The following is a 25927-nucleotide window of genomic DNA, read 5'->3' on the forward strand; positions in this document are numbered from 1 at the left end:
GGTACATCATGACCGACGTAGTGATCTGCGAACCCCTGCGCACCCCGGTGGGCAGGTTCGGCGGTGTTCTGAAGGACATCGCACCCGAGGATCTCGCGGCCACCGTCATCCGCGAACTCGTCGCCCGCACCGGCATCACCGGTTCCGACATCGACGACGTCTTCCTCGGCCAAGCCTCCCCCAACGGTGAGGCCCCCGCCCTCGGCCGCGTCGCCGCCCTCAACGCCGGTCTCGGCGTGGACGTTCCGGGCCTGCAGGTCGACCGCCGCTGCGGCTCGGGCCTGCAGGCGATCGTGCAGGCCGTCATGCAGGTGCAGACCGGCGCCAGCGACCTGATCCTCGCCGGCGGCGCCGAGTCGATGAGCCAGGCCGAGTTCTACGCCACCGGTATGCGCTGGGGCGTCAAGGGTGAAGCCGTCGCCCTCTCCGATCGTCTCGCCCGGGCCCGCGTCACCGCCGGCGGCCGCGACTTCCCCGTGCCCGGCGGCATGATCGAGACCGCCGAGAACCTGCGCGCCGAGTTCTCCATCAGCCGTGAGGACCAGGACGCCCTGGCCGTGCAGTCGCACCAGCGGGCCGTCACCGCGCAGAAGAACGGCGTGTTCGCGCAGGAGATCGTGCCCGTCACCGTGCCGCAGCGCAAGGGCGATCCGCTCGTCGTCGACACCGACGAACACCCCCGCGCCGACACCTCGATGGAGACCCTCGCCAAACTGCGCCCGATCCGCGGCAAGATCGATCCCGAGTCGACCGTCACCGCCGGCAACGCCAGCGGCCAGAACGACGGGGCCGCCCTCGCGATCGTCACCACCGCCGAGAAGGCCGCCGCGCTGGGTCTGCGTCCGTTCGCTCGCCTCGCGAGCTGGGCGGTGGCCGGTGTGCCGCCGCGCACCATGGGCATCGGCCCGGTGCCCGCCAGCGAGAAGGCCCTCGGCCGACTCGGACTGACGCTCGCCGACATGGACGTCATCGAACTCAACGAGGCGTTCGCCGCCCAGGCTCTCGCGGTCACGCGCTCGTGGGGCATCGAGGCCGACGACCCGCGCCTGAATCCCAACGGCTCCGGCATCTCGCTCGGACACCCGGTGGGCGCGACCGGCGGACGCATCCTCGCCACCCTGCTGCGCGAACTCGACCGCCGTGAGGGTCGCTACGGACTCGAGACGATGTGCATCGGCGGCGGCCAGGGGCTCGCTGCGGTATTCGAGCGCATCGCCTGACGGCCGTCGAACGCATCACCTGATGTGGCCTACGGTGCTCGCGACGCGATCCCCGTCGCGAGCACCGTACAGTCCGTACGCTCGTGATCATGAGCGAAGTTCAGATAACTCCCCCGACCGAAGCCCCTGCTCCGCCCACGACACGAGCCCGGACCCTCGCGCGTTATCTGCTGGCCGCCTCACTCGTCTTCGCCGGACTGAGCCATCTCTTCTGGGCCCGCAAGGACTTCCAGGCCCAGGTGCCCGACTGGGTGCCGATGGACAAGGACGGCGTGGTCATGGCGTCCGGCGGTGTCGAGATCATGCTCGGCGCCGGACTCGCCGTGGCGAACCGCGACCGCGTCCGTGTCGGCCGCCTGGCCGCACTGTTCTTCGCGGCCGTCTTCCCGGGCAACATCGCCCAGTATCTCGGCAAGCGCAGCGCCTTCGGTCTCGACACCGACCGTAAGCGCCTGATCCGCTTGTTCTTCCAGCCCGTGCTCATCCTGTGGGCCCTGTGGTCCACCGGAACCCCCCGACGCTGACGCGGCCGGCGCCGGAGGGCGGACCGGTGTCCGTCACTCCGGCGCGACCCGCACGAGCATCTTCCCGAAGTTCTTTCCTTCGAGCATGCCGATGAACGCCTCCGGGGCGTTCTCGAGTCCGTCGACGATGTCCTCGCGGTACGCGAGCTTTCCGTCGCGGACCCATGCCGAGGCCTCACGCAGAAAGTCGCCGTACATCTCCTTCACGAACTCGCTCTGGATGAAACCGCGGATCGTGAGGCTCTTGGTGAGAATCGAATTGAACAGCCCCGGAAGCCGGTCCTTACGGTCCAGATCCGCGCCGTTGTACTGCGCGACCAGACCGCACACCGGGATCCGCGCATAGGTGTTGAGCAACGGCCACACCGCTTCCTGCACGGGGCCGCCGACGTTCTCGAAGTACACGTCGATGCCGTCGGGAACCGCCTCGGCCAGCTTGTCGGCGAAGTTCGGGTCGCGATGGTCGATCGCCGCATCGAAACCGAACTCCTCGATCAGTGCGCGGCACTTCTCCGGGCCACCGGCGATACCCACCGCGCGGGCGCCCTTCAGCTTCGCGATCTGCCCGACGGCCGATCCCACCGGCCCCGTGGCGGCAGCGACGACGACGGTCTCGCCCTCCTTCGGCTGTCCGATCTTCAGGAGCCCGGAATAGGCTGTGAAGCCGGGCATTCCGAGCACACCCACCGCGGTGGAGATCGGTGCGGCCTGCGGATCGAGCTTGCGGACGGTGGAGCCGTCGAGGACGGCGTGCGACTGCCAGCCGGCTCCGGCCAGCACGTAGTCGCCCGGCTCGAGACCCTCGTACCGCGATTCGACGACCTGGCCCACCGTTCCGGCGACCATCACGTCCCCGAGTTCGACGTGCGCGGCATACGACTTCGCGGTGCTCATCCGACCGCGCATGTACGGGTCGAGGGACAGGTAGACGACGCGCAGGAGGATCTGGCCGTCGCCGACCTCCGGCAGCTCCACGGTCTCGAATCGGAAGTTGTCGGCGGTGGGCGCCCCCTCCGGGCGCGACGCGAGAACGATGCGGGTGCTCTGACTCGTCGTGGCTTCACTCATGCCGACAGTGTGCCGCACGCGCAGGTGTCCTAAACGCTGCGCACGGGCACCCCGGCAGGCACGATGTCGGGCCGGAGACGCTCCCGATCAGGCGCTGCGCTGTACCTGTCCGCGAGGCACCTGGTAGTTCGAGAACAGCTGCGAGTGGATGACCTCGGTGAAGGACGGTCCGTCCTGCTCCACGCGGGCAGGACGGCGAGTGGACGAAGCGGTGCGCGAGGCACCCATCTGCGACGTGGAGCGGATCGCCATGTCGATCTCCTCTCGGAAGGCGGGGAGAGGTGGCCACCGGCACCGTACAGAAGGTGCAAATCGGGTGAGCGACCCCTTGGGAGATACATATACCCCGTCGATGCCCGATATGCACCTGTCGATTTCGGCGCGCCGCACACCGCCGTGCCGGGAGCCTCGGGAAGCTACCCGTCGATCTCGTGACCGTCGGAGGCGGGAAGCACCCGGATGGGCGCGCTCGTGGCCGAGTTCGATGCCCCCACCCGACCGCTCAACGTCGCGGCCGGATCACAGGCCCGCACGGCGATCGTGCGAGAACCTCCGGGAGGCAGGTGGAACCAGGAATCCTGCAGGTCACCGCCGGTGACGTCGAGGTGCACATACTGCGCCACACCCTCGGTCCGCACCTCCACGCTCCACCCGTCCGGGACGGGTCGAGCGGTCGCCGCGAGACCGATTCCGCGCTCGACGGGCCGTGCCGGACCACCCACGAGATGCACCGACTCCGCCAGCACCGCACCGGTGGGATCCAGCAGCCGGGCGGTCGCCGTGTCGAAAGTGCGCGGCCCGAATCGATACGCAAAATTGACATCGGAGAAACCGCCCGTCACGGACGCCCAGGAGAACACCCGGCTCTCGTGCGGCTCGAGATGCAGCGGCACGGCCACATCCACCGGTGCCGCACCCGAGGGGGTGTGGGCCTGCAACTGCAAAGTCACGTCGAGAACGTCGGCGGTGTCGTTGATGGCGTCCACCCGCAGGCCGTCGAGGCCGTCGTCGGTGAGGAGGACGGTGACGGGCGCGAACACCCGGGCCAACACCCACCACGGCGCCTTCGGGTTCCCGTCGGCGTCGAGCACGCCCCATCCGGCACCCGGCTGCAGGTCGCGGGCGGACAGGACCAGGGCACCGCGACATCCGGATCCGGATCGTCGCCAGTACTGCAGCACCTCGGTGAACGCTTCGCAGATCGCTGCCCGTCCGAGTGCGAGGTACCGCGCGGGGTCGGCCCACCGCACCTCGGCGGGGTCGACCCCGAAGATCGTGCGCACATAGTGGTCTCGCACGTCCTCGAAGTCCCACGACGCGCCGTTGTCGCGCGGCACAGCCGCCTTCCACCGCGGATGGTGACCGGCGACATTCACACTGCCGAACTCGGCCTCGATCGCCGTGTCGGAGGGCGGGATCGAGAACGCGAGGCATTCGGTGGCGAAACGCACGCCGGCGGCACGCACGTCGCTGAGTGGACGGCGGTAACCCCCGACGCCGAAGTAGTGCGCCACACCCGAGCCCACCGCGATCGGCAGTGTGTCACTACCCGGGGGCGCGGAGGGTGACGACGACACCCACACCGTGCCCGGTAGCTCGCGGTCGACGATCGCGGGCAACCAGTCGTCGAGCGCCGGGATGGATGCCTCCGCCAGACCGAGCATGGCCGGTTGCTGCTCGGTCTCGCTGCCCCCGCACATCACCACGGGTGCCGGGTTCCCGCCCCATCGACGTGCCAGCGCACGGACCTCGTCCTCGAGCAGCGCGCGGAAGTGCGGGTCGTCCGGTGGGTCGGTGGTGGCGAGCATGACGTCCTGCCACACCATGATGCCCAGTTCCGCACACGCGGAGTAGAACTCGTCGTCCTCGTAGACCATCGTGCCGGGGATGCGGATCGTGTCCACCCCCGCCGACACGCAGCGTTCGACGATGCGCCGCGTTCCGGCCGGGTCGTTCCGCGCGATCGGATCGGTCGGTGTCCACACCAGGCCGCGGCAGAAGACGTCGATGTCGTTGATCCGCAAGCCGAATCCGTCGCCGGGTGAGCGCTCGACCGATCGGAAACCGATGGCGCCCAATTCCATCCGATGCCCGTCCAGAAGAAGTTGGGCTGCATACAGGTTCGGGTCGCCGTAGGTATGTGGCCACCACCGCTGCACCTCGGGGAGCGTCACCTGCATGTGCACGCGTGCTGTCCCGTCGGCTCCGTATTCGGGTCGGGCGTGGGCCGTCGACCCTCCGATCTCCACAGCGACTTCGGAGACGGCAGCGCCAACCAACACGAGGTCGACGTCGACGATCCCGTCGGATCCGCGCACACGCGTTCGTATCTCACGTTCCAGCACGAGGGGTTCACCGGAATCGACGAGACGCACGGGACGCCACGGTCCGACCGGCGCCGGAGCTCCCGCGTAGACCGGGGCACGCCCGAGCATCGTGGTGCGGAACCACCGCAATCCCTGAGCCGATACGAGCGACGAGCGCCACCGTCCGCGCGGTCGTCGCTTGCGGAGTGCAGTGTCGAGCGAGGCGCACCGGATCGCGATCCGCGTCGTCGACGACAGGCGGTCGAGGATGACGGTCAGGGGCACGAACATCGATTCCGACGTCGCGACGAGGGTGCCGTCGACCCACACCTCCGCGAGGGTCGCGAGTCCGTCGAAGGTCAGACGCCACGGTCCGTCCCCGGACACCTCGACATCGGTGACGAACCACCAGTCGTCACTGTCGGGTGACGACGCCCGGGCCGCCGCGACTCCGTCGGCCTCCCGGATCGCGCCTGCCGCCGTCCCGGGTATGCAGACCGGCAGCCAACAACCGTCCTCCGGTAGCTCACCGGGATTCTCGACCGACCCGGGAGCAACACGGAGACAACGCCATCGGGAATCGTGCAGCAGATCCATGTGCGTCGAATCCCGTCACCGCACCCCGGCGGCGCGGACGACGGTCGCCATGGCGTCCTCCCAGGCATCGGCCATCGCCGTCAGCTGGTCGCCGGGGTCGACGCTGCGGCCGCGTGCCGCGCGCGCCATCCGGAACTGGACACTCTTCGCGCCCTCGGCGACCGCGCGGAAGCCGTCGGCGGCGGCAGCCGCACCGGGATATCCGCGACCGTCCATGTAGATGCTCACGTCCGCGGCGAGTTCGGCGGTGGCACCGCACTGGCGGAGCACCCCGAACGTCCACGGATGGAAGACGTCCATTCCACCGGTGCGGATCGGGTCGACGTCGGCGAGTACCCGCTTGCCGAGTTCGCGCACCGGATTCGAGCCTGCGCGCATGCGCAGGTGCCGGAGCACCACGGTGTCGAAGGCATCGCACTGCGGTTGCACCGCATCGAGACGCACTTGTTCGAGATAGGGAGGCCAGGTGGGCACCGGTTCGTCGAGGCCGAACACTCCGCGGAAGTCCTCACCGGTGAGGACGTGATAGCCGCTGTTGTGGAAGTACTCGAGCGTCTCGGTGTCGCGGTCGATGAGATTGGGCACGATCGTCGTCTTCGAACGACTCTCCCGGTATCCGGTGCCCTCGGTGTCGGGCAGCCAGAAGGCGTCCACCTCGATCGTCGACAACAGGCCGGCGGCGGCGTTGTCCTCGAGGTGGTCCACCGGGCGGCGCCAGACGTTCATCTCCGCGACGTCGATCCCGTAGAGCACGAACAGATCCTCGGGACGGAACTTGAGGAAGGTCCACTGGGCTCCGTCGAACCGGGCCGAGAACGCGCACGCCGCCGCGGGGACGGGGTCGTGGCCGAGCGAATACAGCACCTCGACCCACAGGTCGACGTAGCAGTTGGTCTCGGTCCAGATCCGGTCGGCAGCGTGCACGAAGTGCGGTGAGTACCCGTCGACGCGGACGTAGATGAGCCGATCGCTCACGGGAACATCCTGTCGCGTACCGCAGCGGGCCAGCGGTCGACGTCGAGTCCGTGGGTCCGCAGCAACGCCAGGGCGATCCGCTCCATGCCGAATCCGACGCAGGCGCTGTGCGCGACTTCGCCGTCGGCCGTGCGGATCTCGAAGGTCTCGCCGAAGTGTTCGCGGTGACAGTTGCACGAGACCACGGCGGTGCCGTCGTCGAGGTCGCCGTAGAGCCGGACGGTCAGCTCGGTCTTGAGGTTCTCGGTGCGCTGGTTGACGGCCAGCATGCGCCCGGCCCGCCCGAAGAAGGGGTCGTTGGCAGGCACGGCGGTCGCGTCGAGACCCAGCGAGTCGAGCACCTCGAGTCCTCGCTCCACCCAGGAATCACGATGCTGCGCAGCGTCGTTCTCGGTGCCGATCCGCACGAACTCGTGCATCCGGAAAGCCTGCATGCGAGCCGGGTCGACTGCCGGTTCGTGCCGGAAGCAGTAGCCGAGGACGTCGAGCAGTTCGCCGCCCTCGCGCAGCGTGCCGGTGTACCGCGAGTAGGCGGGATGGCATGCGGCGGAGACGAGCACGGTGTCGGCGGGTTCGAGCCACGGATCCCACGCCTCGCCCCGCGACCGCGCGGCGAGCAGTTCGGCGTGCTCGGCGTTGCTGCCCGCGAAGGTGTTCACCGCTCCCGTCAGGTGCGGGAACGAGGCGATGTAATCGGTGCGCTCGAAGCTCGTCCGCGGGAAGACCGGAGGGAAGCGCAGGCGCGTCGCCGCCCGGCCCGGACCCGCCGCAACCACCACGCGGTCGATGCCATCGACGATGTCCTCGAAGACACCCGACCGTCCGTAGAGTCCCGGAACACCGGTCTCCACGAGCAGTTCGGCCTCGAGCAACTGCTGCTGGAAGTCGAGGCGGGCGCGCTCGAGCTCGGACAGCTCGTCGGTTGCGGTGCTGGTAGTGGCTGTACTTGTCACAGCGTCCCCCGGTAGGCGATCGACAACTGGGCCGAGTTGTTCATGATGCGGTCGTTGTTGACCATCACGGCGGCACCGTGCGCGTCGCGCAGGTGACGGCCGAGCGAGTACTGCGAATCCTCGCGGTATCCGGCGATCCCGCAGATGAGCATCGCGCGGTTCACCAGATCCACGACGAGCGTGGACGCGGTGACCTTGAGGTTGTTCATGGCGAGCGAGAAACCCATGCCCGACATCGATTCCTCCTGCGCCGACGCGGCCGCGTCGAACCGGGCGGCCGACGCAGCGACGAGATCGGAGAACTGCTGGTGCACGGCGGCTGCTTCGGCGAGTCGCAGCGCACCGGGCGGCGTGACGCCCGGGCTGCGGCGGGCCGCCGAGCGCACGAACGAGCGGGCCTTCTCCATCGCCGCGTCGGCGATTCCGAGCCATACCGCCGACCACACACTGTGCGAGACGGGAAGCATGGTGCGCGACGAGATCTCGGCGTAGGCCGTGCCGACAACGAGATCGGCGGACGTCGTGGCGGTGAGGACGAAGCCGGGGCTGCAGGTGCCGCGCAGTCCGAGGGTGTCCCAGTTCCCGGTGGGCTCGAGGGTCACGTCGTCGCGTCGGCACACGACGAGCACCTGGTCGCTGGGCGGGCTGTCGGCGGTGCGACGCGCGGTCACCAGGATCGCGTCGGCGTACTCGCCGTACGAGATGACCGGTGCGTTCTTCGTCAGCGTGACGGTGTCGCCGTCGCGGGCGACGGCGCAGACACTGCTGCGCACGTCGCCGCCGGTGCCGAGTTCGGTGGTCGCCGAAGCGATCAGGTAGTCGTTCGCCACCGCTTCGGCGACGAAGGCGGCCACACCCGGGGTGGGGTGGTGCACCAGCGACAGGATCTGCGTCTGGTGCATCGCGAAGATCATCGCGGTGGAGGCGCAGTACCGGCCGAGGATGCGGGCGACGGCGCACAGCTCACCGAGGGACGCGCCCTCCCCACCCTGGTCGACGGGGACGGCACAGTTCAGCAGTTTGTGGGCGCGCAGCGCGTCGACGGCCTCGTGTGGGAACCGACCCTCACGATCCACGTCGGCGGCCGCGGGGCCGGCGCTCTCGCGTCCGACGAGTTCGGCACGGGCGAGCAGTGACAGCCCGGTGTTCTCCGCGACAGCCAGGGGCACGGACGTGGATGTCACGCGACGCCCAGTTCCGTCAACGCCGACCTGATGGCGCCGACGCTCGCGAAGGTGCTCTTGCGCAGCAGTTCGTCGGGGAATTCCACGTCGAAGGCGTCCTCGAGGGCGAGCATCACGTTCACGCTGGCGTGCGATGTCAGGCCGAGCTCGTAGAGGTCGGCGGCGGGATCGAGCGCAGTGCTGTCGACCGACAGCTTCGCGTGCTCACCGAGGACCTTGCGGATCACCTGCTCCGTCATGGGTGTTCTCCAGTTTCTGCTTCGTCGACGCGGGTCGCCACGACCGTCGCGATGGCGTATTCGGGCTCGTGGGAGATCGAGACCTGTATGTCGGTCACCTGTTCATCTCGCGCCAGGGCGGCCGCGTTACCGGCCAGTACGACAGTGCATCCGCCCCAGTCCGCGCGGCGGATCTCGATGGCCCGCCAGGGAACCGCGTGCTCGCGCGGACGCAGGACCTTCATGACGGCTTCCTTCGCGGCGAAGCGCGCCGCGAGGCGTTGGGCGCGACCCGGTCCGGTGCATACGTCCAGCTCGTGCGGGGTGAACACGCGCTGCAGGTAGCGGTCGCCGAACCGGTCGATGCTCGACGCGATGTCGCGGACGGTGACGACATCGCAGCCGACACGTGTCGTCGCGACGCGGGGGCCGCTGCCATCGTTCATGGGTCACTCCTCGGGATGCGCTGCACACGCTAGCCGCAGGTCGGCCGATCTACACCACTCGAACGGCTCTGGCTCGCAGGACATCCCGGAAATCACCCCGACTTTCACCCGCCGGTCGCGGCAGTTCGCGCGGTGACCCGGGGCTCGCTACCGCAACACGCCGCGTCGATCCCGGCTCCGCGCGCGAACGACGAAAGGCCCCGACCGGGTGGTGGGGCCTTTCGGGGGTCTGGAGTTATGCGGACGTCCGCACGGGTTCCTTGTCGCTCTCCGGCTCGTCCTTCGTCGCCGGCTCCTTCTCCGCCGCGGGCACCGGGACGGTGTCCTGCGCGTAGTAGAAGTGCGGGCGACGGTGTCCGAGGAAGGAACCGCACCAGGACATGACCGCGATGTAGCGGTTGCGGAAGCCCACCAGGTAGACGAGGTGGACGGCGAGCCACAGCACCCACGCGATGAAGCCGGTGAGCTCGATCTTCCCGACCCGCGTGATGGCGCGGAACCGGTTGATGATCGCCATGCTGCCCTTGTCCTTGTACTGGAACGGGGTGCCCATCGCGACCTTGCCGGTGATCATCTTCGCGACGTGGCGGCCACCCTGCATCGCGAACGGCGACTGTGCCGGCAGGTTGTCGAGGGTGACCATGTCGCCGATGGCGAAGATGTTGTCGCTGCGGCCGACGGTGAAGTCGGGGTCGACGAGCAGGCGTCCGCCGCGGACCGTCTCGCAGCCGGTGCGCTCGGCGAGCACGTCGGCGAAGTCGTTGGCCTGGATGCCGGCCGACCAGATGATGGTCTCGGCAGTGAGGCGGCGGGTCTCCTCGGTCGTGGGCGTGGTGAGCGTGGCACCGTGCTCGTCGATGTCGGTGACCATCGTCCCGAGGACGACGTCGACGCCGCTCTTCTCCAGCGACTCCTTGGAGTACTCGCTGAGCTTGCCGCCGAACGGGGGCAGCACCTTGTCGGCGCCCTCGACGAGGGTGACGGTGACGTCGTCGGCGCGGATGTTGCCGATGTTCTCGGCGAAGTAGCGCTGCGCGAGCTCCTTGATCTGTCCCGCGAGCTCGACGCCCGTCGGGCCGGCGCCCACGACGATGAAGCTGAGCAGATTCTTCCGACGCTCGGCATCGGTGGTGACGTGTGCTTCCTCGAAGCACCGCACGATCTGGCGTCGCAGCTTCTCGGCGTCCTCGACCGTCTTGAGCGCGTACGTCAGGTCGGCGAACTCGTCGCGTCCGAAGTACGCCTGGCGGGCGCCGGTCGCGGCGACGAGGTACTTGTAGCCGAGGCGGAGACGCTGGCCGCCGGCCTCGTAGACGACCGTGTTCTCCTCGGGGAGCACGTCGACGACGCGGCCCAGGCGGACGTCGGCGTTGGGGTACTCGGCCAGGATCGCGCGCACGGAGGGGGCGATCTCACCGGGCGAGAGGACACCGGTCGCAACCTGGTAGAGCAGAGGCTGGAAAAGATGCTCGGTGGTCTCCGAGATGAGAACGAAGGGCGTGCCGGCCTTGGCGAGCTTCTTGGCGGTGGCCAATGCTCCGAAGCCGGAACCCACGATGACTACATCTGTCCGATCGACCAGGGTCACTGTGTCCGCATCGTCCATGCTGTCGTAAACCTCCACGTGCTTGTCATCTCCGTTGATGTATGACTCCCAAGGTAGGTACGAAGGACCCTTGTTATCCACTAACCTGGGATATTCGAAGAACTGTTATCTGTTTTGCTCATAAATGCAGATGGCACGTTCCCGGGAGGAGCCATGGATTTCCGTCAGCTGCGCTACTTCTTCGCCGTCGGCGAGGAGGGCAGCTTCTCCCGTGCTGCCCAGCGCTGCTTCATCTCGCAGTCGGCGATCAGCCATCAGATCGCGAAGCTCGAGCACGAACTGGGCACCACCCTGTTCGACCGCACCACCCGTTCGGTCAAGCTCACCTCGGCCGGCCGACGCCTGATGCCGATCGCCGCCGAGGTGCTCAGCCTCGAGGCGAAGGCCCTGGAAGTGGGCCACGAACCGCGGGAGAGCATCCGCATCACGGCGAACATGAGCTTCGCGTCGCAGAGCCTCGATGCCATCTCCAGCGTCCGGGAGCGTCATCCCAAGATCGACGTGGAGTTCGTCATCAAGGACTTCACCGACCGCGTCAACGCCGTCGCGTCCGGCGACGCCGATCTCGCACTGATCCGCGGCGACGTCGACCGCCCGGGGCTGGAGGCGATCCGTCTCGGCATCGAGGAACTCGTCATCGTCACGTCGACCGAGCACCCACTCTCGGCGTTCTCCACCGTCGACCTCGGAGATCTCGCCCACTACCCGCTGCTGCTGCCGCCGCGCGGCAACCAGGTGCTGTTGCACCGCGTGGTCGAGGACGCCTTCGTCGAGGTCGGTCGTCGCGTGCGCCTCGGGCCTCCGATCGCGAGCGACCACACCGCGACTCTCGAGGTGCTCACCAACCCGAGGGCGTGGACCGTGCTCTACGCCGGCACCGCCGCCGACACGCCCCGCAAGGGGCTGAAGTTCATGCGCGAGATCCACCACCGGCTGCAGGTACCGGTGTGCGGGGTGGTGCGGAGCAACGCGACGCCCAATCCCGAACTCGAGTTCCTCATGCGGGCGCTCGCGCATTCGATCGTGCCGCCGACGGACAGCACGCCGTGATCGGACCGCCGACATCGGAGCGCGAAACGGTCATCGGTGCGCGCAATTCCGCGCTCTGCTGACCGTTTCGCGCGTCGCTGCAGTCCGGGGCGACTCAGTCGCGCGGCGACAGCTTGTCGAGCAGGTCGAGGCCCTGACGTGCCCACGCGATCTCGGCCTCGCCGCGGCCGATGAGACCGTCGTACGCGAACGCCTTGAACGCGATGATCCGCTCGTGGTCCTCGGCCGGATACTTCTGCACGCGTCGCGCGATGGTCGCGTTGCTGAGGTCGAGGATCGCGTCGCGCACCGTGGTCCACTGGGCGATCTGTTCGGTGTAGTGGTCGATATGCCGTTGCAGGCACTCGCGAGCGCTGTCGGGGTCGGCCCATTCGAAGTAGGCCGCGCGCATGTGGGCGGCGTCGCGCACCGGGGCGTAGTCCAGCGGGGTGGACATCCACTCGCGGAAGGCCCGGATGCCCTCGTCGGTGATCGAGTACCGGGTCTTGGTGCTGTTGGGACCCCAGCGCACCTGTTCGCCCTCGACGAGACCTTCGCGCTCCATCCGGCGTAGTTCGGGATAGATCTGCGAGTCGGGTGCATGCCAGACGTGCCCGACCGACCCGCCGAACCGTTTCGCCGCGTCGTAGCCGGTCAGAGGCTCGGCGGTGAGCAATGCGAGCAGCGCGTATCGCAGGCTCATGGACCACCACCTTTCCCCGGGCGAGTATTCCACCCTTGCGAATAACTATATCGATAGATAGTGTGTGCTCCAGCTCACCAACTATCTATGTAGATAGTTATTTCACCCCTCAGTGTTCGGAGGATCCGACATGACCGATCTCGGCCCCACCGGGGCGACCGCGAAGAACATGGCCTACCCGCTCGACGCCTGGTACGTCGTCGCCTGGGATCACGAGGTGGGTCGCCGCGAGATCCTCGCCCGCACCATCGCCGGCAAGCCGATGGCCCTCTACCGCACCGAGGAGGGCCGTCCCGTCGCCCTCGCCGACGCCTGCTGGCATCGCCTGGCGCCGCTGTCGATGGGCAAGCTCATCGGCAGCGAGGGCATCCAGTGCCCCTACCACGGTCTGCAGTACAACTCCGCAGGTCGCTGCACACACATGCCCGCCCAGCAGACGATCAATCCGTCCGCGATGGTGGCGTCCTATCCCGTCGTCGAACGGCACCGCTTCGTGTGGGTCTGGCCGGGCGATCCGACGCAGGCCGATCCCGATCTCATCCCGGACATGTTCCAGATGGACTCCCCCGACTGGGCGGGCGACGGACGCACGATCGACGTGCAGGCCAACTACCAGCTCGTCCTCGACAACCTGATGGACCTCACCCACGAGGAGTTCGTGCACTCGTCGTCCATCGGCCAGGACGAACTGAGCGAGTCCGACTTCGTCGTCACCCACGACGACCGCACCGTCACGGTCACCCGCTGGATGCACGACATCGACGCACCGCCGTTCTGGCTCAAGAACATGCGCGACAAGTTCCCCGGCTTCGAGGGCACGGTCGACCGCTGGCAGATCATCGAGTTCCAAGCGCCCTCCACGATCCGCATCGACGTCGGTGTGGCCAAGGCCGGCACCGGCGCCCCCGAAGGCGACCGCAGCCAGGGTGTCAACGGTTTCGTCATGAACACCATCTCGCCCGTCGACGAGAGCACCGCCCTGTACTTCTGGGCCTTCATGCGCAACTACCGCCTGGAGAGCCAGCTCATCACCACGCAACTGCGCGACGGCGTGCACGGCGTGTTCGGTGAGGACGAGGCGATGCTCACCGCGCAGCAGAAGGCCATCGAGGCGAACCCGGATCACGAGTTCTACAACCTCAACATCGACGCCGGCGGCATGTGGGTGCGACGCCTGATCCAGCGCATGGTCGAAGCGGAGCGGAACCTCACCTCGGCCACCGCCGTTCCCGAGGGAGCCCACTGACATGAGCAACAACCAGATCCGTTGGCAGCGGGGCCGAGTCGTGAGTGTCGAGCGGGCCGCCGATTCGATCGCCGAGATCACCCTCGCCGCCGATACCGCCCACCGCGTCGAACCCGGCGCCCACATCGACGTGCGTCTCCCCTCGGGCGACACGCGTTCGTACTCCCTCGCCGCAGGTGGCCCGGACGGTCGCCTCACACTCGGCGTCCACCGTTCCCCCACCTCGCGCGGCGGTTCCGAGTACATGCACTCGCTGCAGGTCGGCGACGAACTCGAGATCACCGAACCGCTCCAGAACTTCCCGCTGCGGATCGGCGCACCGCGGTATGTCCTGCTCGCCGGCGGCATCGGCATCACCGCGGTCCGCGCGATGGGGGCCGTGCTCCGCCGCCTCGGCGCCGAGTACCGCTTCGTGTACGTCGGTCGCAGCCGCTCCGCGATGGCCTTCCTGTCCGAACTCGAAGCCCTCCACGGCGACCGTCTCGACGTCCACATCGACGACGAGGGAACGGGATTGGACGTCGCCGCACTCGTCGACGGCGTCGATCACGGCACCGAGCTGTACATGTGCGGCCCGATCCGCCTCATGGACGCCGTGCGGCGCCGGTGGCACGACCGCGACCTGCCGATGCCGAACCTCCGCTACGAGACCTTCGGCAACAGTGGATGGTTCGACGCCGAGGAGTTCACGGTCACCGTGCCCGAACTCGACGTCACCACCACCGTCGGCTCCGACGAATCGATGCTCGACGCACTCCGGCGTGCCGGTGTCGACATGATGTTCGACTGCCGCAAGGGCGAATGCGGCCTGTGCGAGGTCTCCGTCGCCTCGCTCGACGGTCGCGTCGACCACCGCGACGTCTTCTTCAGCGAGGAGCAGAAGCGCTCCTCGCGTCGGATGTGCGCCTGCGTGTCACGCGTGGTGCGCGATTCGGCGTCGCCCCGATCGACGACGGGTGTCGTCACGCTCGACCTTCCCTGACCACCGCGCATTTCACACCACGAGGAAACACGATGGATCTTCGCGCACGCATCGACGCCTCGCCGATGCATCCCTACCAATGGATGGTCGTCGCCCTGTGCGTCGTGCTGAACATCCTCGACGGCTTCGACGTCATGGCCCTGGCGTTCACCGCCAAGAGCATCGGCAGCGACTTCGGCCTCGGCGGATCGGAACTCGGCGTGCTGCTCAGCGCGGGTCTGATCGGCATGGCCGTCGGCGCTCTCGCTCTCGCTCCGATGGCCGACCGGATCGGCCGACGGCCCCTGATCCTCATGTCGGTCGCACTCGCCACCGCGGGCATGGGCCTGTCCGCGAGCGCCGGATCGGCGTGGGAACTCGGCATCTGGCGGGTCATCACCGGACTCGGTATCGGCGGCGTCCTCGCCTGCACCACCGTGATCGCGAGCGAGTACTCGTCGGCCCGCTGGCGTGGTCTGGCGATCAGTATCTACACCGCCGGATACGGTGTGGGTGCCACGATCGGCGGTATGGCCGCCGTCGGTCTGCAGAGCGAATACGGTTGGCGTGCAGTCTTCGTCACCGGCGCCGGCCTCACCGGCCTGGTGCTCGCGCTCCTCGTCGTGCTGCTGCCCGAATCCCTGGACTTCCTCACCAGCCGGGGACGCGCAGGCGATCTCGACCGGATCAACAGCATCGCGCGACGCATCGGCCAGAGTCCCGTCTCCGAGCTCACCCGCTCCGCAGACAAGACTGCACCGCGGGCAGGACGGATCTCGGATCTGTTCTCCGGAAGCAACACCCGCTCGACGGTCCTGCTGTGGGCGGCCTTCTTCGCCACCATGTTCGGCTTCTACTTCGTCAACTCGTGGACGCCGTCGTTGCTGGAGACCGCCGGTCTCACGAAGGACCAGAGCGCCACGGCGGGCATGATGCTCACCCTCGGTGGCACGGTCGGGTCGGTGCTCTTCGGAGTGCTCGCCAGCCGCTGGACCACCCGGTCGGTCCTGCTCACCTTCACCATCGCCGCCGCCGCGACCATGACCGTCTTCATCATGTCGATCTCGACCCTGACGCTGGCGTTCGCGCTCGGCATCCTGATCGGCGGTCTCATCAACGGCTGCATCGCCGGTCTGTACACCCTCGCGCCGTCCCTCTACGGACCGCAGGTGCGGGCCACCGGCGTCGGTTCCGCCATCGGTATCGGCCGAGCGGGCGCCATCCTCGCACCGACCGCGGCCGGTGTGCTCCTCGATGCGGGATGGACGCCCGAACAGCTCTACTTCGGAGTGGCCGGCGTGGTCGTGCTCGCCGCGGTGGCACTGTTCGCGCTGCGCCCGGCACGTTCGGCAGACGCCTCGTCCGAGCCGCTGCCGGCCGCCGTCTCCACGGAGTCGCGGAGCTGACCGACGGCCGGGAATCAAAGCGCGAAGTGGTCATCAGAGCGGGTAATTCCGCGCTCCGATGACCACTTCGCGCGTCGATGCGGTGGTCCCTGCCGCGAACAACGTCACAGCAGCCGGGTATTCATGGCTTCGGTCCCTTCCGGGTGCATTCCTTCGGGGCGAGCCCCAGCGCCAGGTGCGGCCAATGGGCGATGTCGCGTCGCATCTGCCGGTCGTGGGTGGCCACCGCGACGGCGGCGTCGGTCGCCCCCAGGGCGTCGGTCAACTCGTCCACCAACGTGATCGACAGGTGGTTGGTGGGCTCGTCGAGCAGCAGTACGTGCGGTCGCGCGGCGAGCACCATCGCCAGGTCGAGGCGTCGTTGCTGGCCCATCGACAGGTCACGGACCCGCTTGCCGAGGTCGCGTTCGGTGAACAGTCCGAGTTCGTCGAGATCGACGGCTCCCTGGTCGGGGACGAGCCCGGCGACGATCAGTTCGCCGACGTGCGCGTCGTAGACCTGCTGCACCCGCGCCGCCGACGGTGCCGGCGACTCCTGGGCGAGCCGCCCGATCCGTACGACGGGATCGCTCTCGCGGGTCCCCGACGTCGGTTCGACCTCACCGGCCAGCACTGCGAGCAGCGTCGACTTGCCGGCGCCGTTGGGTCCGGTGATGACGAGCCGCGAACCGGCGAGGACGGCAAGGCTGACCGGACGGTCGAGCCGGCCGCGCACCATGACGTCCTCGATGCGCACCAACGGGGTGTCCGGGTCGATCCCGTCGGCCTCCGCGCCGAGCGCCGGCATCGAGAACTGAAGCGGCGGTACCGGTACCGCCACCGCGTGGTCGTCCAGCGCTTCCTGACGGCGGTGCACCGACTGCACGAGCGCCGGCGCACGGGTGGCACGCTGGTGCTTGCCGGTGCCCTTCTCCGGCCGCCAGCCGGTGACGAGCCGATCCTGCGCGGATTCGAGGTCCGATTCCAACCGGGCCCGCTCGGCCTGCTCGCGGGCGTATTCGCTCACCCAACGGGCGTATTCGGCTTCGCGTCCCGTCCGGAAGCCGGCGTAACCCCCGCCGTACAGGCGTGGACGACCGTCGCGGCTCGGGTTCAGGTCGAGGATCGACGTGGCGACGTCGGTCAGCAGGGCGCGGTCGTGGCTGACGAGGACCACACCACTACGGGTCTGCTGCAGGCGTTCGGTGAGGTAGTCGAGTCCCGACGCGTCGAGGTGGTTGGTCGGCTCGTCGAGCAGCAGGAAATCGTGTTCGGCGCCGAGCAGTGCGGCCAGGCGCACGCGGTAGCGCTGCCCGACCGACATCTCCGCCAGCGGCCGCGAACGGTCGGTGACGGCGCCGAGCGCTTCGAGGGCGGTGTCGACGCGACGGTCGGCGTCCCATGCGTCGAGTTGCTCGGCGATCTCGAGGGCGTCGGCGTACGCGTCGGCGGCACCCGGACGCTCGTCGGCGAGCGCTGCGGTGCTCTCGTCGAGCGCCCGCAGAGCGGCGCGGACGTGCGCCAGCTCGATGTCGACGAGATCACCGACGGTGCGCCCCTGCGCGACGGTCATCTCCTGCTCGGCGATGCCGAACGAGCCGAACCGGCGCACGGTCCCCGAGTCCGGTTCGAGGCGGCCGGCGAGGACGTGCAGCAGCGTGGATTTACCGCGGCCGTTCTCCCCGACGACGCCGAGCCGGGACCCCGGCGTGACCGCGAGGTCGACGCCGCGCAGGACGGGATGACCGTCGCGGGCGAGGTGGACGTCGACGGCGCCGAGTTGGGCGCGGGAGCGCCGGGGCAGGGTGATGCTGATGGTCATGTGGTTTCCTCCGGGCGGAGGCGCACTCGTCCCCGGATCACGGGTGGGAGGATGCGCTCGCTGACGAACGGCCGGACACTCGGCCGTATTCGGGTACGGCTCGAACCGCGACCTCGGAGTACGTCCCGAGTCGCGGAGGGGGTGTCGTCAGTGGAAGTAGAGCGCCTGGATCATGATCTCCAGGGTACCGAGCGCCCGACCACCGTCAATCGGATTTCGGTCCTCGATCACGGAGTGCCTCCGCGGACCGGTACTCGTGCGAGGATGCGAGGAACAGCTGTCGACGAGGCCGCAGGAGGCGCTCATGGAGCACACCGAATCGTCGTTCACCGGCGTCGGCGCGATCCCGATCGTGTACGACGTGTGGTCGCCGGAGGCTCCCACCGGCGTGCTGATCCTCAGCCACGGGCTGGGTGAGCACGCACGTCGCTACGACCACGTCGTCGCGCGGCTCACCGATCTCGGCCTCGTCGTGTACTCCCCCGACCATCGCGGTCACGGACGGTCGGGCGGCAAGCGTGTGCGCGCCCAGGAGATGCGCGAGTTCACCGACGACCTCGACAGCCTGATCGACCTGGCGACCCATGCGCATCCCGGCCTGCCGGTCTTCATGCTCGGTCACTCGATGGGCGGTGCGATCGCTCTGGCCTACGCGCTCGACCATCAGGACCGGCTCGCCGCGCTCGTGTTGTCGGGGCCGGCGGTGATCGTCACGTCGGGCACGCCGAAACCGGTCGTGGAGATCGGCAAGCTGATCGGGCGTTTCCTGCCGGGTGTGCCGGTGCAGAAGCTCGACAGCAAGGCGGTCTCGCGCGATCCCGCGGTGGTCGCGGCGTACGACGCCGATCCGCTCGTGCACCACGGTCTCGTGCCCGCCGGGCTTGCACGGGTGCTGGTGCTCAACGAGCAGAGCCTCGAGCGTCGCCTTCCGAACCTGACGTTGCCGTTGCTCGTCATGCACGGAACCGCCGATGCTCTCGCCGATCCGGCCGGGGCGCAGCTCATCGCCGATCGTGCGGGTTCGAAGGACCTGACGTTGAAGTTGTACGACGGGCTGTACCACGAGGTGTTCAACGAGCCGGAGAAGGACCGCGTGCTCGACGACCTGACGGCCTGGTTGAAGGCACGGCTCGACAACTGAGTTTCGACAACCGGGAGGAGGGGGCGTGTCGTCACGCATGCCGGTCGCGTTCGTCGGCCACGGCAGTCCGCTCAACGCGCTCGAATCGAATCGGTACACGCAGGCCTGGGCGGCGTTCGGGCGATCCGTGCCGACGCCCCGCGCGATCCTGGCGATCTCCGCCCACTGGTTCATCAACGCCACCGCGGTGACCGCGATGCGGTCGCCGCGCACGATCCACGACTTCTTCGGGTTCCCGCAGGAGTTGTTCGACGTCGAGTACCCGGCGCCGGGTGCTCCGGAACTGGCGGAGGAGATCGCCGATCTCGTCCATCCGACGTGGGTGGGTGCCGATGTCGACTCGTGGGGTATCGACCACGGCACCTGGTCGGTGCTCACCCACGCCTTCCCCGAGGCGGATGTCCCGGTGGTGCAGCTCAGCCTCAACGCCTACAAGCCGCTCGATTATCACGTCGAGCTCGGCGCCCGTCTCGCCGGACTCCGCGACCGCGGGGTGCTGATCGTCGCGAGCGGCAACGTCGTCCACAACCTCGGCGCGATGGATCCGCGACGTCCGGGCGCGGGGTTCGACTGGGCGCACCGGTTCGACGAGGACGCCTTCGCGGTCCTGCGCGACCGTCCCGGTGACGCCGCAGCGCTGGGTGAGCACCCCGATTATCGTCACGCGGTGCCGACCCCCGACCATTTCCTGCCGTTGCTGTACGTCGCGGGTCTGGCCGCCGAGTCCGGGGAACAACCGGCGACCCTCGTCGACGGTGTCGAATACGGATCGCTGTCGATGACGTCGTACGCCGTCGGCGGGAACTGTCCGCCGCGCGACGGGGACGGTCACGGCGCCGGACTACCCGAGAGCCCGGAGCCGCCCGACACCAATCTGTGAGCGCTCAGGCAGCGTCGTCCACTGCGACGATCGCGCGTCGCGCGAACCGGGTGCTGAGCCCGATCAGTTCCATGGCCTCGGGGATCGCGCGGGCCAGGACCGGCCACGCGTGGATCTGCCCGCGCCACAGATGTGTCTCCACGGTGCGTCCCGCCGACACGAGTCGTTCGGTCATGATCTCCACGTCCGGCCTGGTCAGCTCGTATTCGGCGGCGCACATGAACATCGGAGGGAACAGCGACGGGTCGGCGTCGACCGGGTTCGTCTCGCCCTCGATCGCCTCTTCGCCGGCGAACCAGCGCGGACTGATCTTCCCGAGTGCCTTGATGGGCAGGTAGGCATCCCTCGCCATGTACTTCGGGTCGTGCTTGTCGAGGTCGAGGTTGAGCAGCGGCGAGTAGCCGATCACCGCGGCCGGTCGCTGGATGCCGCGACGCGCGGCGAGTTCGGCGACCTTCGCCGCGAGATAACCGCCGGCCGAGTCGCCGCCGACGACGATGCGGGTGGGGTCGTCGGCCACCTCGAGCAGAGCGGTGTACGCGTTCATCGCGTCCTGCACCGAACCTGCGATCGGCACGGCGGGCACCTGCCGGTAGTCCATCGAGTACACCGGTGCGCCGGAGTCGAGCGCGAGCTGCACGCACAGCTGACGGTGGGTGGACGGGCCGCAGAAGATGAAGCCGCCGCCGTGGAAGTAGAGGATGGTGGCGTCGTCGAGCGGGTCGTCGACCGGCTTCGGGGAGATGATCCGCTCGCCGGGCACTCCGCCGAGTTCGGTCTGCGTGACGTGCACGGCGCGCGGCGTGGGCGTGATCCTGTCGACCACCCACGACAACCTGCCGAGCACGGCGATGCCGAAGTCGTTGCTCGGCCAGAGACTCAGAATCGGCTTGAAGAGGATCCGGACCACCCACAGGAGGATCAGCGCGACCCTACTGCTGCGGTCGTGCCAGGTCACCGCATCGGTACGCATGTGCACACACTATGTGACCGATGCGGTTCGGGCATCGAGAGTTCCGACACCCGGCGGCCCCGGACCTCGATCGCGTCACCCGATCCGCAGCAGCGGCACGAGCAGTTCCTCGTCGGTCAACGCCCCGTGCTGCCCGGGCAGGTTCGACATGACCTGCTCACCGTCGCTGCGGATCACTGTCGACTCGCCGCGACCGACGGCCACGATGTCGCCGATCCGCTTGGTCAGCGCCGGATCGGGATCGGATCCGAACAGGCACGCCGCGAACGCGTCGTCGCGGGTGCCGACCCACGCGTGGTCGCCGAGTTCGTTGCGCCAGCGTTCGAGGACCCGGTCGACGTGGTCGGTGTAGATGTGGCGGCACCGCGGTTCCCCGGCGATGACGGTGACGTCCTCACCGAGACCCGGCGTGTGGTCGAAGTCGATGCGGCGGCCACGCGAGGCGTCGACCATGCCGTGATCGGCGGTGACGAGCAGGCGGGTGCCGGTCGGCAGCGCCCCGGCGAGTTGCTCGACGAAACGATCGACCACCGTGAGTTGCGCGAGCCACGCCGCGGACTCCGGCCCGTAGACGTGCCCGAGGGTGTCGACCTCGCCGATGTAGCAGTAGACGAGGCTGCGATCGCCGGCGCTCACCGCGGCGACGACCTGGGCGAGCAGATCACCGTAGGCGGAGACCCCGACGAAGTTGCCGCCGCGCAGCACGGCACGGGTGAGGCCACTGCCCTCGAAGGCCTTCGGCACGACGGTGGTGACGTTCAGGCCCGCCTCGCGGCCGCGTTCGAACACCGTCGGATGGGGTTGCACGGTCTCCGGGACGAGGTCGTCGCGCTGGTCGATCGCGGTTCCGGCGAGGGTCCAGCGGAGCCAGTTGACCGGGGCCTCGATCTCGTCGACGTACGACTGATAGCCGGTGATGCCGTGGAGACCGGACGGGAGCCCCGTCCCGAGGGAGGCGAGGCTGACGGCCGTGGTCGTCGGGAAGCCGGCACGCATCGGGCTCCCCGGTGCCTGCGTCAGGTACGGGGCTGCTTTCGCGTTGCGCTGCAGCAGTTCCCAACCCATTCCGTCGACGAGCAGGACGACGGTGTGATCGACGGGGGTGAGATCGAGTCGGTTGGTCTCACCGGCGACCCCCGCGGACGAGAGCACCGACGGCATCAGGTCGGCGAGGGTCGGCTCGGCGTAGACGTCGCGCAGCGGCAGGCTCATAACCCGAGTATGAGCCACTCGCCTGCGCCTGGGGTCACTTGATGTCGGAGCCGTGCTTCGTCAGCGGCATGATCTCGATGTTCATGTAGGGGAACAGCGGCAGGTTCCACAGGATCTCGTGCAGTTCGTCGGCCGACTCGACGTCGAAGATCGAGATGTTGCTGTACTGGCCGACGATCCGCCAGATCTCCCGCCACTTGCCCTGACGCTGGAGATCCTGGCTGTACGCCTTCTCCTTCGCGATGGTCTCGGCGCGCACATCGGGATCGAGGTCGCGGGGGATGTCGACGTCCATCCGAACGTGGAACAGTGCCATGATGTTTCTCCTTCTTCTGTTCTGACGAGAGCGCGGATCAGGAACGCGCGTACTTCTTCACGACGTCCATGTCGAGTTCGACGCCGAGTCCCGGCCCCTCGGGCAGGTGCACCTGACCCTCGGAATAGTCGAGCGGCTTCTGCAGCAGTTCGACGGCGAACAGCTGCGGACCGAACAGTTCGGTGCCGTAGTCGATCCCCGGTTCGGCGCAGGCGAAGTGGATGGACGCGGCGGTCCCGATGGGACCTTCGATGGAGGTCGCGCCGTGGCACCGGAGACCGGCCGCCTTCGCGACGGCGACGACCTGCTTGCTGCGCTGCAGTCCGCCGCACTTGGTGGTCTTGAGCGCGACGACGTCGGCGGCGCCCAGTTTGGCCACTTCGTACGCGTCGTGCGGGGTCTGCACGGACTCGTCGGCCATCACCGGCGCCGAGACGCGGCGGTTGATTTCGGCGAGCACATCGAGTTGATCTGCGGGAGTAGGCTGTTCGATGAGTTCGACACCACCGTCGACGAGTTGCGGTACGTGGCGCAGCGCGGTGAAGCGGTCCCAGCGGGCGTTGACGTCGATACTGAATCCGACCTCGCCGCCGAACGCCTCGACGATCTTGACGACGCGATCGGTGTCGACTGCCGGGTCGAGCGCGCCCATCTTGAGCTTGAAGGAGTAGTTCAGGCGCTGCTCACGCTTGTGGGTGACCTCCTCGACGATCTCCTCGAGCGGCGCGGCACCGAGCGCCCACCGTACGTCGACGCCGGTCCGGAAGGCACCTCCGAGCAGCGACGCGACCGGCACACCCAGGGCGCGTCCCCACGCGTCGTGCATCGCGACGTCGACGGCGGCCTTCGCGAATCGCGCGTTGGCGACGATGCGCTCGATATCGACCATGACGCCGCTGATCTCGTCGACCCCGCGCCCGATGATGTACGGCCCGATGTAGCGGTCGACGATCTGCTGCATCGTCTCGACCGATTCGCCGCCCCACCACGGTCCGCCCGGCACGACGCCCTCACCGTAACCGGTGACGCCACCCTCGGTGGTCACCGCGACGAGCAGGATCGGCTGCGCTTCGGCGGTGGTGGTGGCGAACTTGTGGGGTCGGATCAGAGGTACGTCGATGATCGTCGTGGTGACGGAGGCGATCTTCAGATCGGGGTCGGACATCGGAATTGCTCACAATCGGATCGGGGTGTGACAGGGGATACGTTGCTGCTGCATTCAGCACGAATGCCGGTGCCCGAGTTGGGCACCGGCATTCGTTACACAGATCCGACCTTCACTCGGGAGCCGGTCGGACGGCGTCCGCGGTGCGGATCACGCTTCGGGGTCGAGCACGAAGTTGTAGGTCACTTCCTCGATGCCGTCGGCGTTGGGCTGCGGATCCAGGATGAGCTCGGGCTTGACCGCCGTGGCGACGTCGTCCTCGACCCACTCGCCACCCTTGAAGTACAGCTGGGTGGTGATGGCGCGCTTGCCGGGAGCCTTCACCATGAGGTGCAGGTGGGCCGGGCGCCAGGGGTGTCCGCCGTAGGACTGGATGAACCAGCCGGTCGGTCCGTCGGCCGGGATCTTGTAGGGAGCCGGCTTGAGCGTGGTGATCTCGAAGTTGCCGTCCGCGTCGACCTCGACGGTGCCGCGCAGGTTCCACTCGGGGATACCGGGGGCGAACTGCGAGTAGAAGCCCTCCTCGTCGGCGTGCCACAGTTCGACGGTGGCGCCGGGCAGACCGTTGCCATCGAGGTCGGTGACCTGGCCCTTGAAGATCAGCGGAGGAGCAACCTTGTCCTTCTCGCGCATCGGCATCGTGCACTTGGCCGGGAGCTTCGGGCTGTTCGGCACGTAGTAGGGGCCTTCGATGGAGCCCTTGGTGCCGGCGAAGCCCTTGCGCTCGTAGTGCACCTTCTCGATCTCGTGCTCGACGAAGACGTCCAGCCACAGCGGCCACTCGCCGTACTCACCCACGTCGATCAGCCACTGCTTGAGCACGCGGTACTCGTCGTAGGTGACCTGGTGCTTCTGGATGATGTCGGCGAAAGCCCCGATCACGTCCTGGTAGATCGCCGACGCGCGCTCGACCGAGGTGTCGGACGTGACCCGCTCGGACTTGAACTTGTCGGTCGCAGCGTTGCCGGACCCGTGGGCGGTGGGGTTCTCCATGGTGGTCATGGGCTCTCCTCGTGAGGGACTGAACTATCGGGAAGTGTGGGGCCGGTGCGACACGGGGGCTGCGGTGATCACCGGTCTGTACGCTGTGCGTACTTGTGTATCGCAGTGCGTACACCACATACTGTGCGTGGTGTCACACAGCTTGTCAACACCGGATCGGGCAGTATCAACAAGTACGCAGGTAGGAGGCAGGATGCCGAGTATCGACCTAGGTAATGGTCCTAGCAACGATCGGGACTTCATCCAGAGCATCGAGCGTGGTTTCGCGGTATTGCACGCCTTCGACGACAAGGACCCCAACCCCAGCCTGGCCGAGCTCGCCGCCAAGACCGACCTGTCGCGACCCGCGGTCCGCCGGATCCTGCTCACCCTGCAGAAACTCGGCTACGTCACGTCGCACGGTACGCGGTGGGCGCTCACTCCGCGCGTGCTCAGCATCGGCCGGCACTACACCGAATCCCACACCCTCGTGGACTCGGCGTTGCCGAAACTCGTCGAGATCGCCGAGCACACCAACGAATCCGCATCCCTCGGCGTACTCGACGGCACCGAGGTCGTCTACGCCGCACGCGTCCCGGTTCGCCGGATCATGAGCATCAACGTCTCCGTCGGCACCCGCGTCCCCGCCTACGCGACGTCGATGGGCCGGGCGCTGCTGGCCTGGTCACCGCGCGAACTCGTCGACCGCGTGCTCGAGGAGACCGAGTTCGTACGGCTCACGAGCGCGACGATCGACAACCCGGACGACCTGCGCGCCGAACTGGCCCACGTGCGCAACCGCGGCTACGCGATCACCTCCGCCGAGCTCGAGGAAGGGCTCATCACGATCGCCGCCCCCGTCTTCGACCCCTCCGGCTACGCCGTCGGAGTGCTCGCGTGCTCGACGTCGACCGGTCGCCACACCCTCGATTCGTTCCGCGATCTTGCCGCGAAAAGGGTCGTGAACTGCGCGGAAAGGCTCAGCAGCGAGCTCGGCTACCGCCACAACTGACGAC

General features: G+C 68.1%; 25 protein-coding genes. 9 read left to right on the forward strand and 16 right to left on the reverse strand.

Translation table 11 applies throughout. The features are described 5' to 3' along the window. The first annotated feature begins 8 nt into the window (after positions 1–8). Together U9J23_RS22715 and U9J23_RS22720 are read left to right on the forward strand one after the other, a co-directional pair. Positions 9–1220: an acetyl-CoA C-acetyltransferase gene (locus tag U9J23_RS22715; protein WP_258260898.1), complete on the forward strand. Its 1212-nt coding sequence runs from the start codon at positions 9–11 to the stop codon at positions 1218–1220. Between the two features lie 89 nt (positions 1221–1309). Next, positions 1310–1744: a DoxX family protein gene (locus tag U9J23_RS22720; protein WP_174479633.1), complete on the forward strand. Its 435-nt coding sequence runs from the start codon at positions 1310–1312 to the stop codon at positions 1742–1744. Between the two features lie 33 nt (positions 1745–1777). Here U9J23_RS22720 and U9J23_RS22725 read toward each other — a convergent pair whose 3' ends face one another. From U9J23_RS22725 to U9J23_RS22765, 9 genes are all read right to left on the reverse strand, one after another. Further along, a complete protein-coding gene (locus tag U9J23_RS22725; protein WP_016695878.1) occupies positions 1778–2812 on the reverse strand; it encodes an NADP-dependent oxidoreductase in 1035 nt (344 codons plus the stop codon). A gap of 87 nt (positions 2813–2899) precedes the next feature. Further along, complete coding sequence (locus tag U9J23_RS22730; protein WP_016695879.1) at positions 2900–3064, reverse strand: hypothetical protein; 165 nt, start codon at positions 3062–3064, stop codon at positions 2900–2902. Between the two features lie 164 nt (positions 3065–3228). Further along, positions 3229–5715, reverse strand: a complete 2487-nt coding sequence (locus U9J23_RS22735) for a glycosyl hydrolase 2 galactose-binding domain-containing protein (protein ID WP_326600646.1) — start codon at positions 5713–5715, stop codon at positions 3229–3231. Positions 5716–5730: 15 nt separating this feature from the next. Beyond that, positions 5731–6690, reverse strand: a complete 960-nt coding sequence (locus U9J23_RS22740; RefSeq protein ID WP_272265944.1) for a DUF1839 family protein — start codon at positions 6688–6690, stop codon at positions 5731–5733. After that, entirely contained in the window at positions 6687–7643 is a 957-nt protein-coding gene (locus U9J23_RS22745; RefSeq protein WP_272265945.1) for an amino acid--[acyl-carrier-protein] ligase, read from the reverse strand. Before U9J23_RS22745 ends, U9J23_RS22740 begins: the two co-directional genes overlap by 4 nt. Continuing rightward, entirely contained in the window at positions 7640–8827 is a 1188-nt protein-coding gene (locus U9J23_RS22750) for an acyl-CoA dehydrogenase family protein (protein WP_085470431.1), read from the reverse strand. Before U9J23_RS22750 ends, U9J23_RS22745 begins: the two co-directional genes overlap by 4 nt. After that, entirely contained in the window at positions 8824–9066 is a 243-nt protein-coding gene (locus U9J23_RS22755; protein WP_024102340.1) for an acyl carrier protein, read from the reverse strand. The genes U9J23_RS22750 and U9J23_RS22755 overlap by 4 nt, the downstream gene beginning before the upstream one ends. After that, positions 9063–9491: a holo-ACP synthase gene (gene acpS / locus U9J23_RS22760; protein ID WP_059382697.1), complete on the reverse strand. Its 429-nt coding sequence runs from the start codon at positions 9489–9491 to the stop codon at positions 9063–9065. The genes U9J23_RS22755 and acpS overlap by 4 nt, the downstream gene beginning before the upstream one ends. Before the next feature lie 235 nt (positions 9492–9726). Beyond that, positions 9727–11097, reverse strand: a complete 1371-nt coding sequence (locus U9J23_RS22765) for an NAD(P)/FAD-dependent oxidoreductase (protein WP_145709772.1) — start codon at positions 11095–11097, stop codon at positions 9727–9729. Between the two features lie 153 nt (positions 11098–11250). Here U9J23_RS22765 and U9J23_RS22770 point away from each other — a divergent pair, with 153 nt between their 5' ends. Beyond that, positions 11251–12147, forward strand: coding sequence for a LysR family transcriptional regulator (locus tag U9J23_RS22770; RefSeq protein ID WP_088898038.1), 897 nt, complete (start codon positions 11251–11253; stop codon positions 12145–12147). A gap of 94 nt (positions 12148–12241) precedes the next feature. Here the strand turns inward: U9J23_RS22770 and U9J23_RS22775 are convergent, their stop codons facing one another. Continuing rightward, complete coding sequence (locus U9J23_RS22775) at positions 12242–12829, reverse strand: PadR family transcriptional regulator (protein ID WP_016691177.1); 588 nt, start codon at positions 12827–12829, stop codon at positions 12242–12244. A gap of 130 nt (positions 12830–12959) precedes the next feature. Here U9J23_RS22775 and U9J23_RS22780 point away from each other — a divergent pair, with 130 nt between their 5' ends. The 3 genes from U9J23_RS22780 to U9J23_RS22790 are packed head-to-tail and all read left to right on the forward strand — an operon-like array spanning position 12960 to position 16442. Further along, on the forward strand, positions 12960–14075 hold the full coding sequence (locus U9J23_RS22780) for an aromatic ring-hydroxylating dioxygenase subunit alpha (protein WP_272265952.1): 1116 nt from the start codon (positions 12960–12962) through the stop codon (positions 14073–14075). Between the two features lies 1 nt (position 14076). After that, positions 14077–15057: a PDR/VanB family oxidoreductase gene (locus tag U9J23_RS22785; protein WP_272265953.1), complete on the forward strand. Its 981-nt coding sequence runs from the start codon at positions 14077–14079 to the stop codon at positions 15055–15057. 32 nt (positions 15058–15089) lie between these two features. Then, positions 15090–16442, forward strand: coding sequence for an MFS transporter (locus tag U9J23_RS22790; protein WP_272265954.1), 1353 nt, complete (start codon positions 15090–15092; stop codon positions 16440–16442). Between the two features lie 121 nt (positions 16443–16563). Here U9J23_RS22790 and U9J23_RS22795 read toward each other — a convergent pair whose 3' ends face one another. Beyond that, positions 16564–18243, reverse strand: coding sequence for an ABC-F family ATP-binding cassette domain-containing protein (locus U9J23_RS22795; protein WP_272265956.1), 1680 nt, complete (start codon positions 18241–18243; stop codon positions 16564–16566). A 304-nt stretch (positions 18244–18547) separates the two neighbouring features. Here U9J23_RS22795 and U9J23_RS22800 point away from each other — a divergent pair, with 304 nt between their 5' ends. Together U9J23_RS22800 and ygiD are read left to right on the forward strand one after the other, a co-directional pair. Then, positions 18548–19384, forward strand: coding sequence for an alpha/beta hydrolase (locus U9J23_RS22800; protein WP_272265958.1), 837 nt, complete (start codon positions 18548–18550; stop codon positions 19382–19384). 37 nt (positions 19385–19421) lie between these two features. Further along, positions 19422–20264 (forward strand): 4,5-DOPA dioxygenase extradiol, encoded by an 843-nt coding sequence (gene ygiD, locus U9J23_RS22805; protein WP_272266134.1) that lies wholly within the window; start codon positions 19422–19424, stop codon positions 20262–20264. A gap of 4 nt (positions 20265–20268) precedes the next feature. On the opposite strand, the gene U9J23_RS22810 is transcribed toward ygiD, so the two are convergent. From U9J23_RS22810 to catA, 5 genes are all read right to left on the reverse strand, one after another. After that, complete coding sequence (locus tag U9J23_RS22810; RefSeq protein ID WP_230824777.1) at positions 20269–21237, reverse strand: alpha/beta hydrolase; 969 nt, start codon at positions 21235–21237, stop codon at positions 20269–20271. Positions 21238–21312: 75 nt separating this feature from the next. Then, positions 21313–22449: an alkaline phosphatase family protein gene (locus tag U9J23_RS22815; protein WP_059382688.1), complete on the reverse strand. Its 1137-nt coding sequence runs from the start codon at positions 22447–22449 to the stop codon at positions 21313–21315. Between the two features lie 34 nt (positions 22450–22483). After that, positions 22484–22765, reverse strand: a complete 282-nt coding sequence (catC, locus tag U9J23_RS22820) for a muconolactone Delta-isomerase (RefSeq protein WP_059382687.1) — start codon at positions 22763–22765, stop codon at positions 22484–22486. Positions 22766–22802: 37 nt separating this feature from the next. Further along, the gene (locus U9J23_RS22825) at positions 22803–23930 is read right to left on the reverse strand and encodes a muconate/chloromuconate family cycloisomerase (RefSeq protein WP_059382686.1); all 1128 of its coding nucleotides are present in this window, start codon (positions 23928–23930) and stop codon (positions 22803–22805) included. Positions 23931–24080: 150 nt separating this feature from the next. Then, entirely contained in the window at positions 24081–24932 is an 852-nt protein-coding gene (catA, locus tag U9J23_RS22830; protein WP_059382685.1) for a catechol 1,2-dioxygenase, read from the reverse strand. A gap of 193 nt (positions 24933–25125) precedes the next feature. On the opposite strand from catA, the gene U9J23_RS22835 reads away from it, so the two are divergent. Beyond that, complete coding sequence (locus U9J23_RS22835) at positions 25126–25923, forward strand: IclR family transcriptional regulator domain-containing protein (RefSeq protein ID WP_085469909.1); 798 nt, start codon at positions 25126–25128, stop codon at positions 25921–25923. Positions 25924–25927: the final 4 nt, after the last annotated feature.

The organism is Rhodococcus sp. PD04 (assembly GCF_035918275.1).
GTDB classification, from domain to species: Bacteria; Actinomycetota; Actinomycetes; order Mycobacteriales; family Mycobacteriaceae; genus Rhodococcus; species Rhodococcus rhodochrous.

Excerpts from the sequence above, each read along its gene's own strand:
- U9J23_RS22735 (WP_326600646.1), bottom strand. The coding sequence starts at position 5,715 with ATGGATCTGCTGCACGATTCCCGATGGCGTTGTCTCCGTGTTGCTCCC.
- acpS (WP_059382697.1), bottom strand. The coding sequence starts at position 9,491 with ATGAACGATGGCAGCGGCCCCCGCGTCGCGACGACACGTGTCGGCTGC.
- U9J23_RS22815 (WP_059382688.1), bottom strand. The coding sequence starts at position 22,449 with ATGAGCCTGCCGCTGCGCGACGTCTACGCCGAGCCGACCCTCGCCGAC.
- U9J23_RS22755 (WP_024102340.1), bottom strand. The coding sequence starts at position 9,066 with ATGACGGAGCAGGTGATCCGCAAGGTCCTCGGTGAGCACGCGAAGCTG.
- U9J23_RS22775 (WP_016691177.1), bottom strand. The coding sequence starts at position 12,829 with ATGAGCCTGCGATACGCGCTGCTCGCATTGCTCACCGCCGAGCCTCTG.
- U9J23_RS22790 (WP_272265954.1), top strand. The coding sequence starts at position 15,090 with ATGGATCTTCGCGCACGCATCGACGCCTCGCCGATGCATCCCTACCAA.
- ygiD (WP_272266134.1), top strand. The coding sequence starts at position 19,422 with ATGCCGGTCGCGTTCGTCGGCCACGGCAGTCCGCTCAACGCGCTCGAA.
- catC (WP_059382687.1), bottom strand. The coding sequence starts at position 22,765 with ATGGCACTGTTCCACGTTCGGATGGACGTCGACATCCCCCGCGACCTC.
- U9J23_RS22770 (WP_088898038.1), top strand. The coding sequence starts at position 11,251 with ATGGATTTCCGTCAGCTGCGCTACTTCTTCGCCGTCGGCGAGGAGGGC.
- U9J23_RS22780 (WP_272265952.1), top strand. The coding sequence starts at position 12,960 with ATGACCGATCTCGGCCCCACCGGGGCGACCGCGAAGAACATGGCCTAC.
- U9J23_RS22715 (WP_258260898.1), top strand. The coding sequence starts at position 9 with ATGACCGACGTAGTGATCTGCGAACCCCTGCGCACCCCGGTGGGCAGG.
- U9J23_RS22795 (WP_272265956.1), bottom strand. The coding sequence starts at position 18,243 with ATGACCATCAGCATCACCCTGCCCCGGCGCTCCCGCGCCCAACTCGGC.
- U9J23_RS22835 (WP_085469909.1), top strand. The coding sequence starts at position 25,126 with ATGCCGAGTATCGACCTAGGTAATGGTCCTAGCAACGATCGGGACTTC.
- U9J23_RS22825 (WP_059382686.1), bottom strand. The coding sequence starts at position 23,930 with ATGTCCGACCCCGATCTGAAGATCGCCTCCGTCACCACGACGATCATC.
- U9J23_RS22765 (WP_145709772.1), bottom strand. The coding sequence starts at position 11,097 with ATGGACGATGCGGACACAGTGACCCTGGTCGATCGGACAGATGTAGTC.
- U9J23_RS22810 (WP_230824777.1), bottom strand. The coding sequence starts at position 21,237 with ATGCGTACCGATGCGGTGACCTGGCACGACCGCAGCAGTAGGGTCGCG.
- catA (WP_059382685.1), bottom strand. The coding sequence starts at position 24,932 with ATGACCACCATGGAGAACCCCACCGCCCACGGGTCCGGCAACGCTGCG.
- U9J23_RS22800 (WP_272265958.1), top strand. The coding sequence starts at position 18,548 with ATGGAGCACACCGAATCGTCGTTCACCGGCGTCGGCGCGATCCCGATC.
- U9J23_RS22725 (WP_016695878.1), bottom strand. The coding sequence starts at position 2,812 with ATGAGTGAAGCCACGACGAGTCAGAGCACCCGCATCGTTCTCGCGTCG.
- U9J23_RS22785 (WP_272265953.1), top strand. The coding sequence starts at position 14,077 with ATGAGCAACAACCAGATCCGTTGGCAGCGGGGCCGAGTCGTGAGTGTC.
- U9J23_RS22730 (WP_016695879.1), bottom strand. The coding sequence starts at position 3,064 with ATGGCGATCCGCTCCACGTCGCAGATGGGTGCCTCGCGCACCGCTTCG.
- U9J23_RS22720 (WP_174479633.1), top strand. The coding sequence starts at position 1,310 with ATGAGCGAAGTTCAGATAACTCCCCCGACCGAAGCCCCTGCTCCGCCC.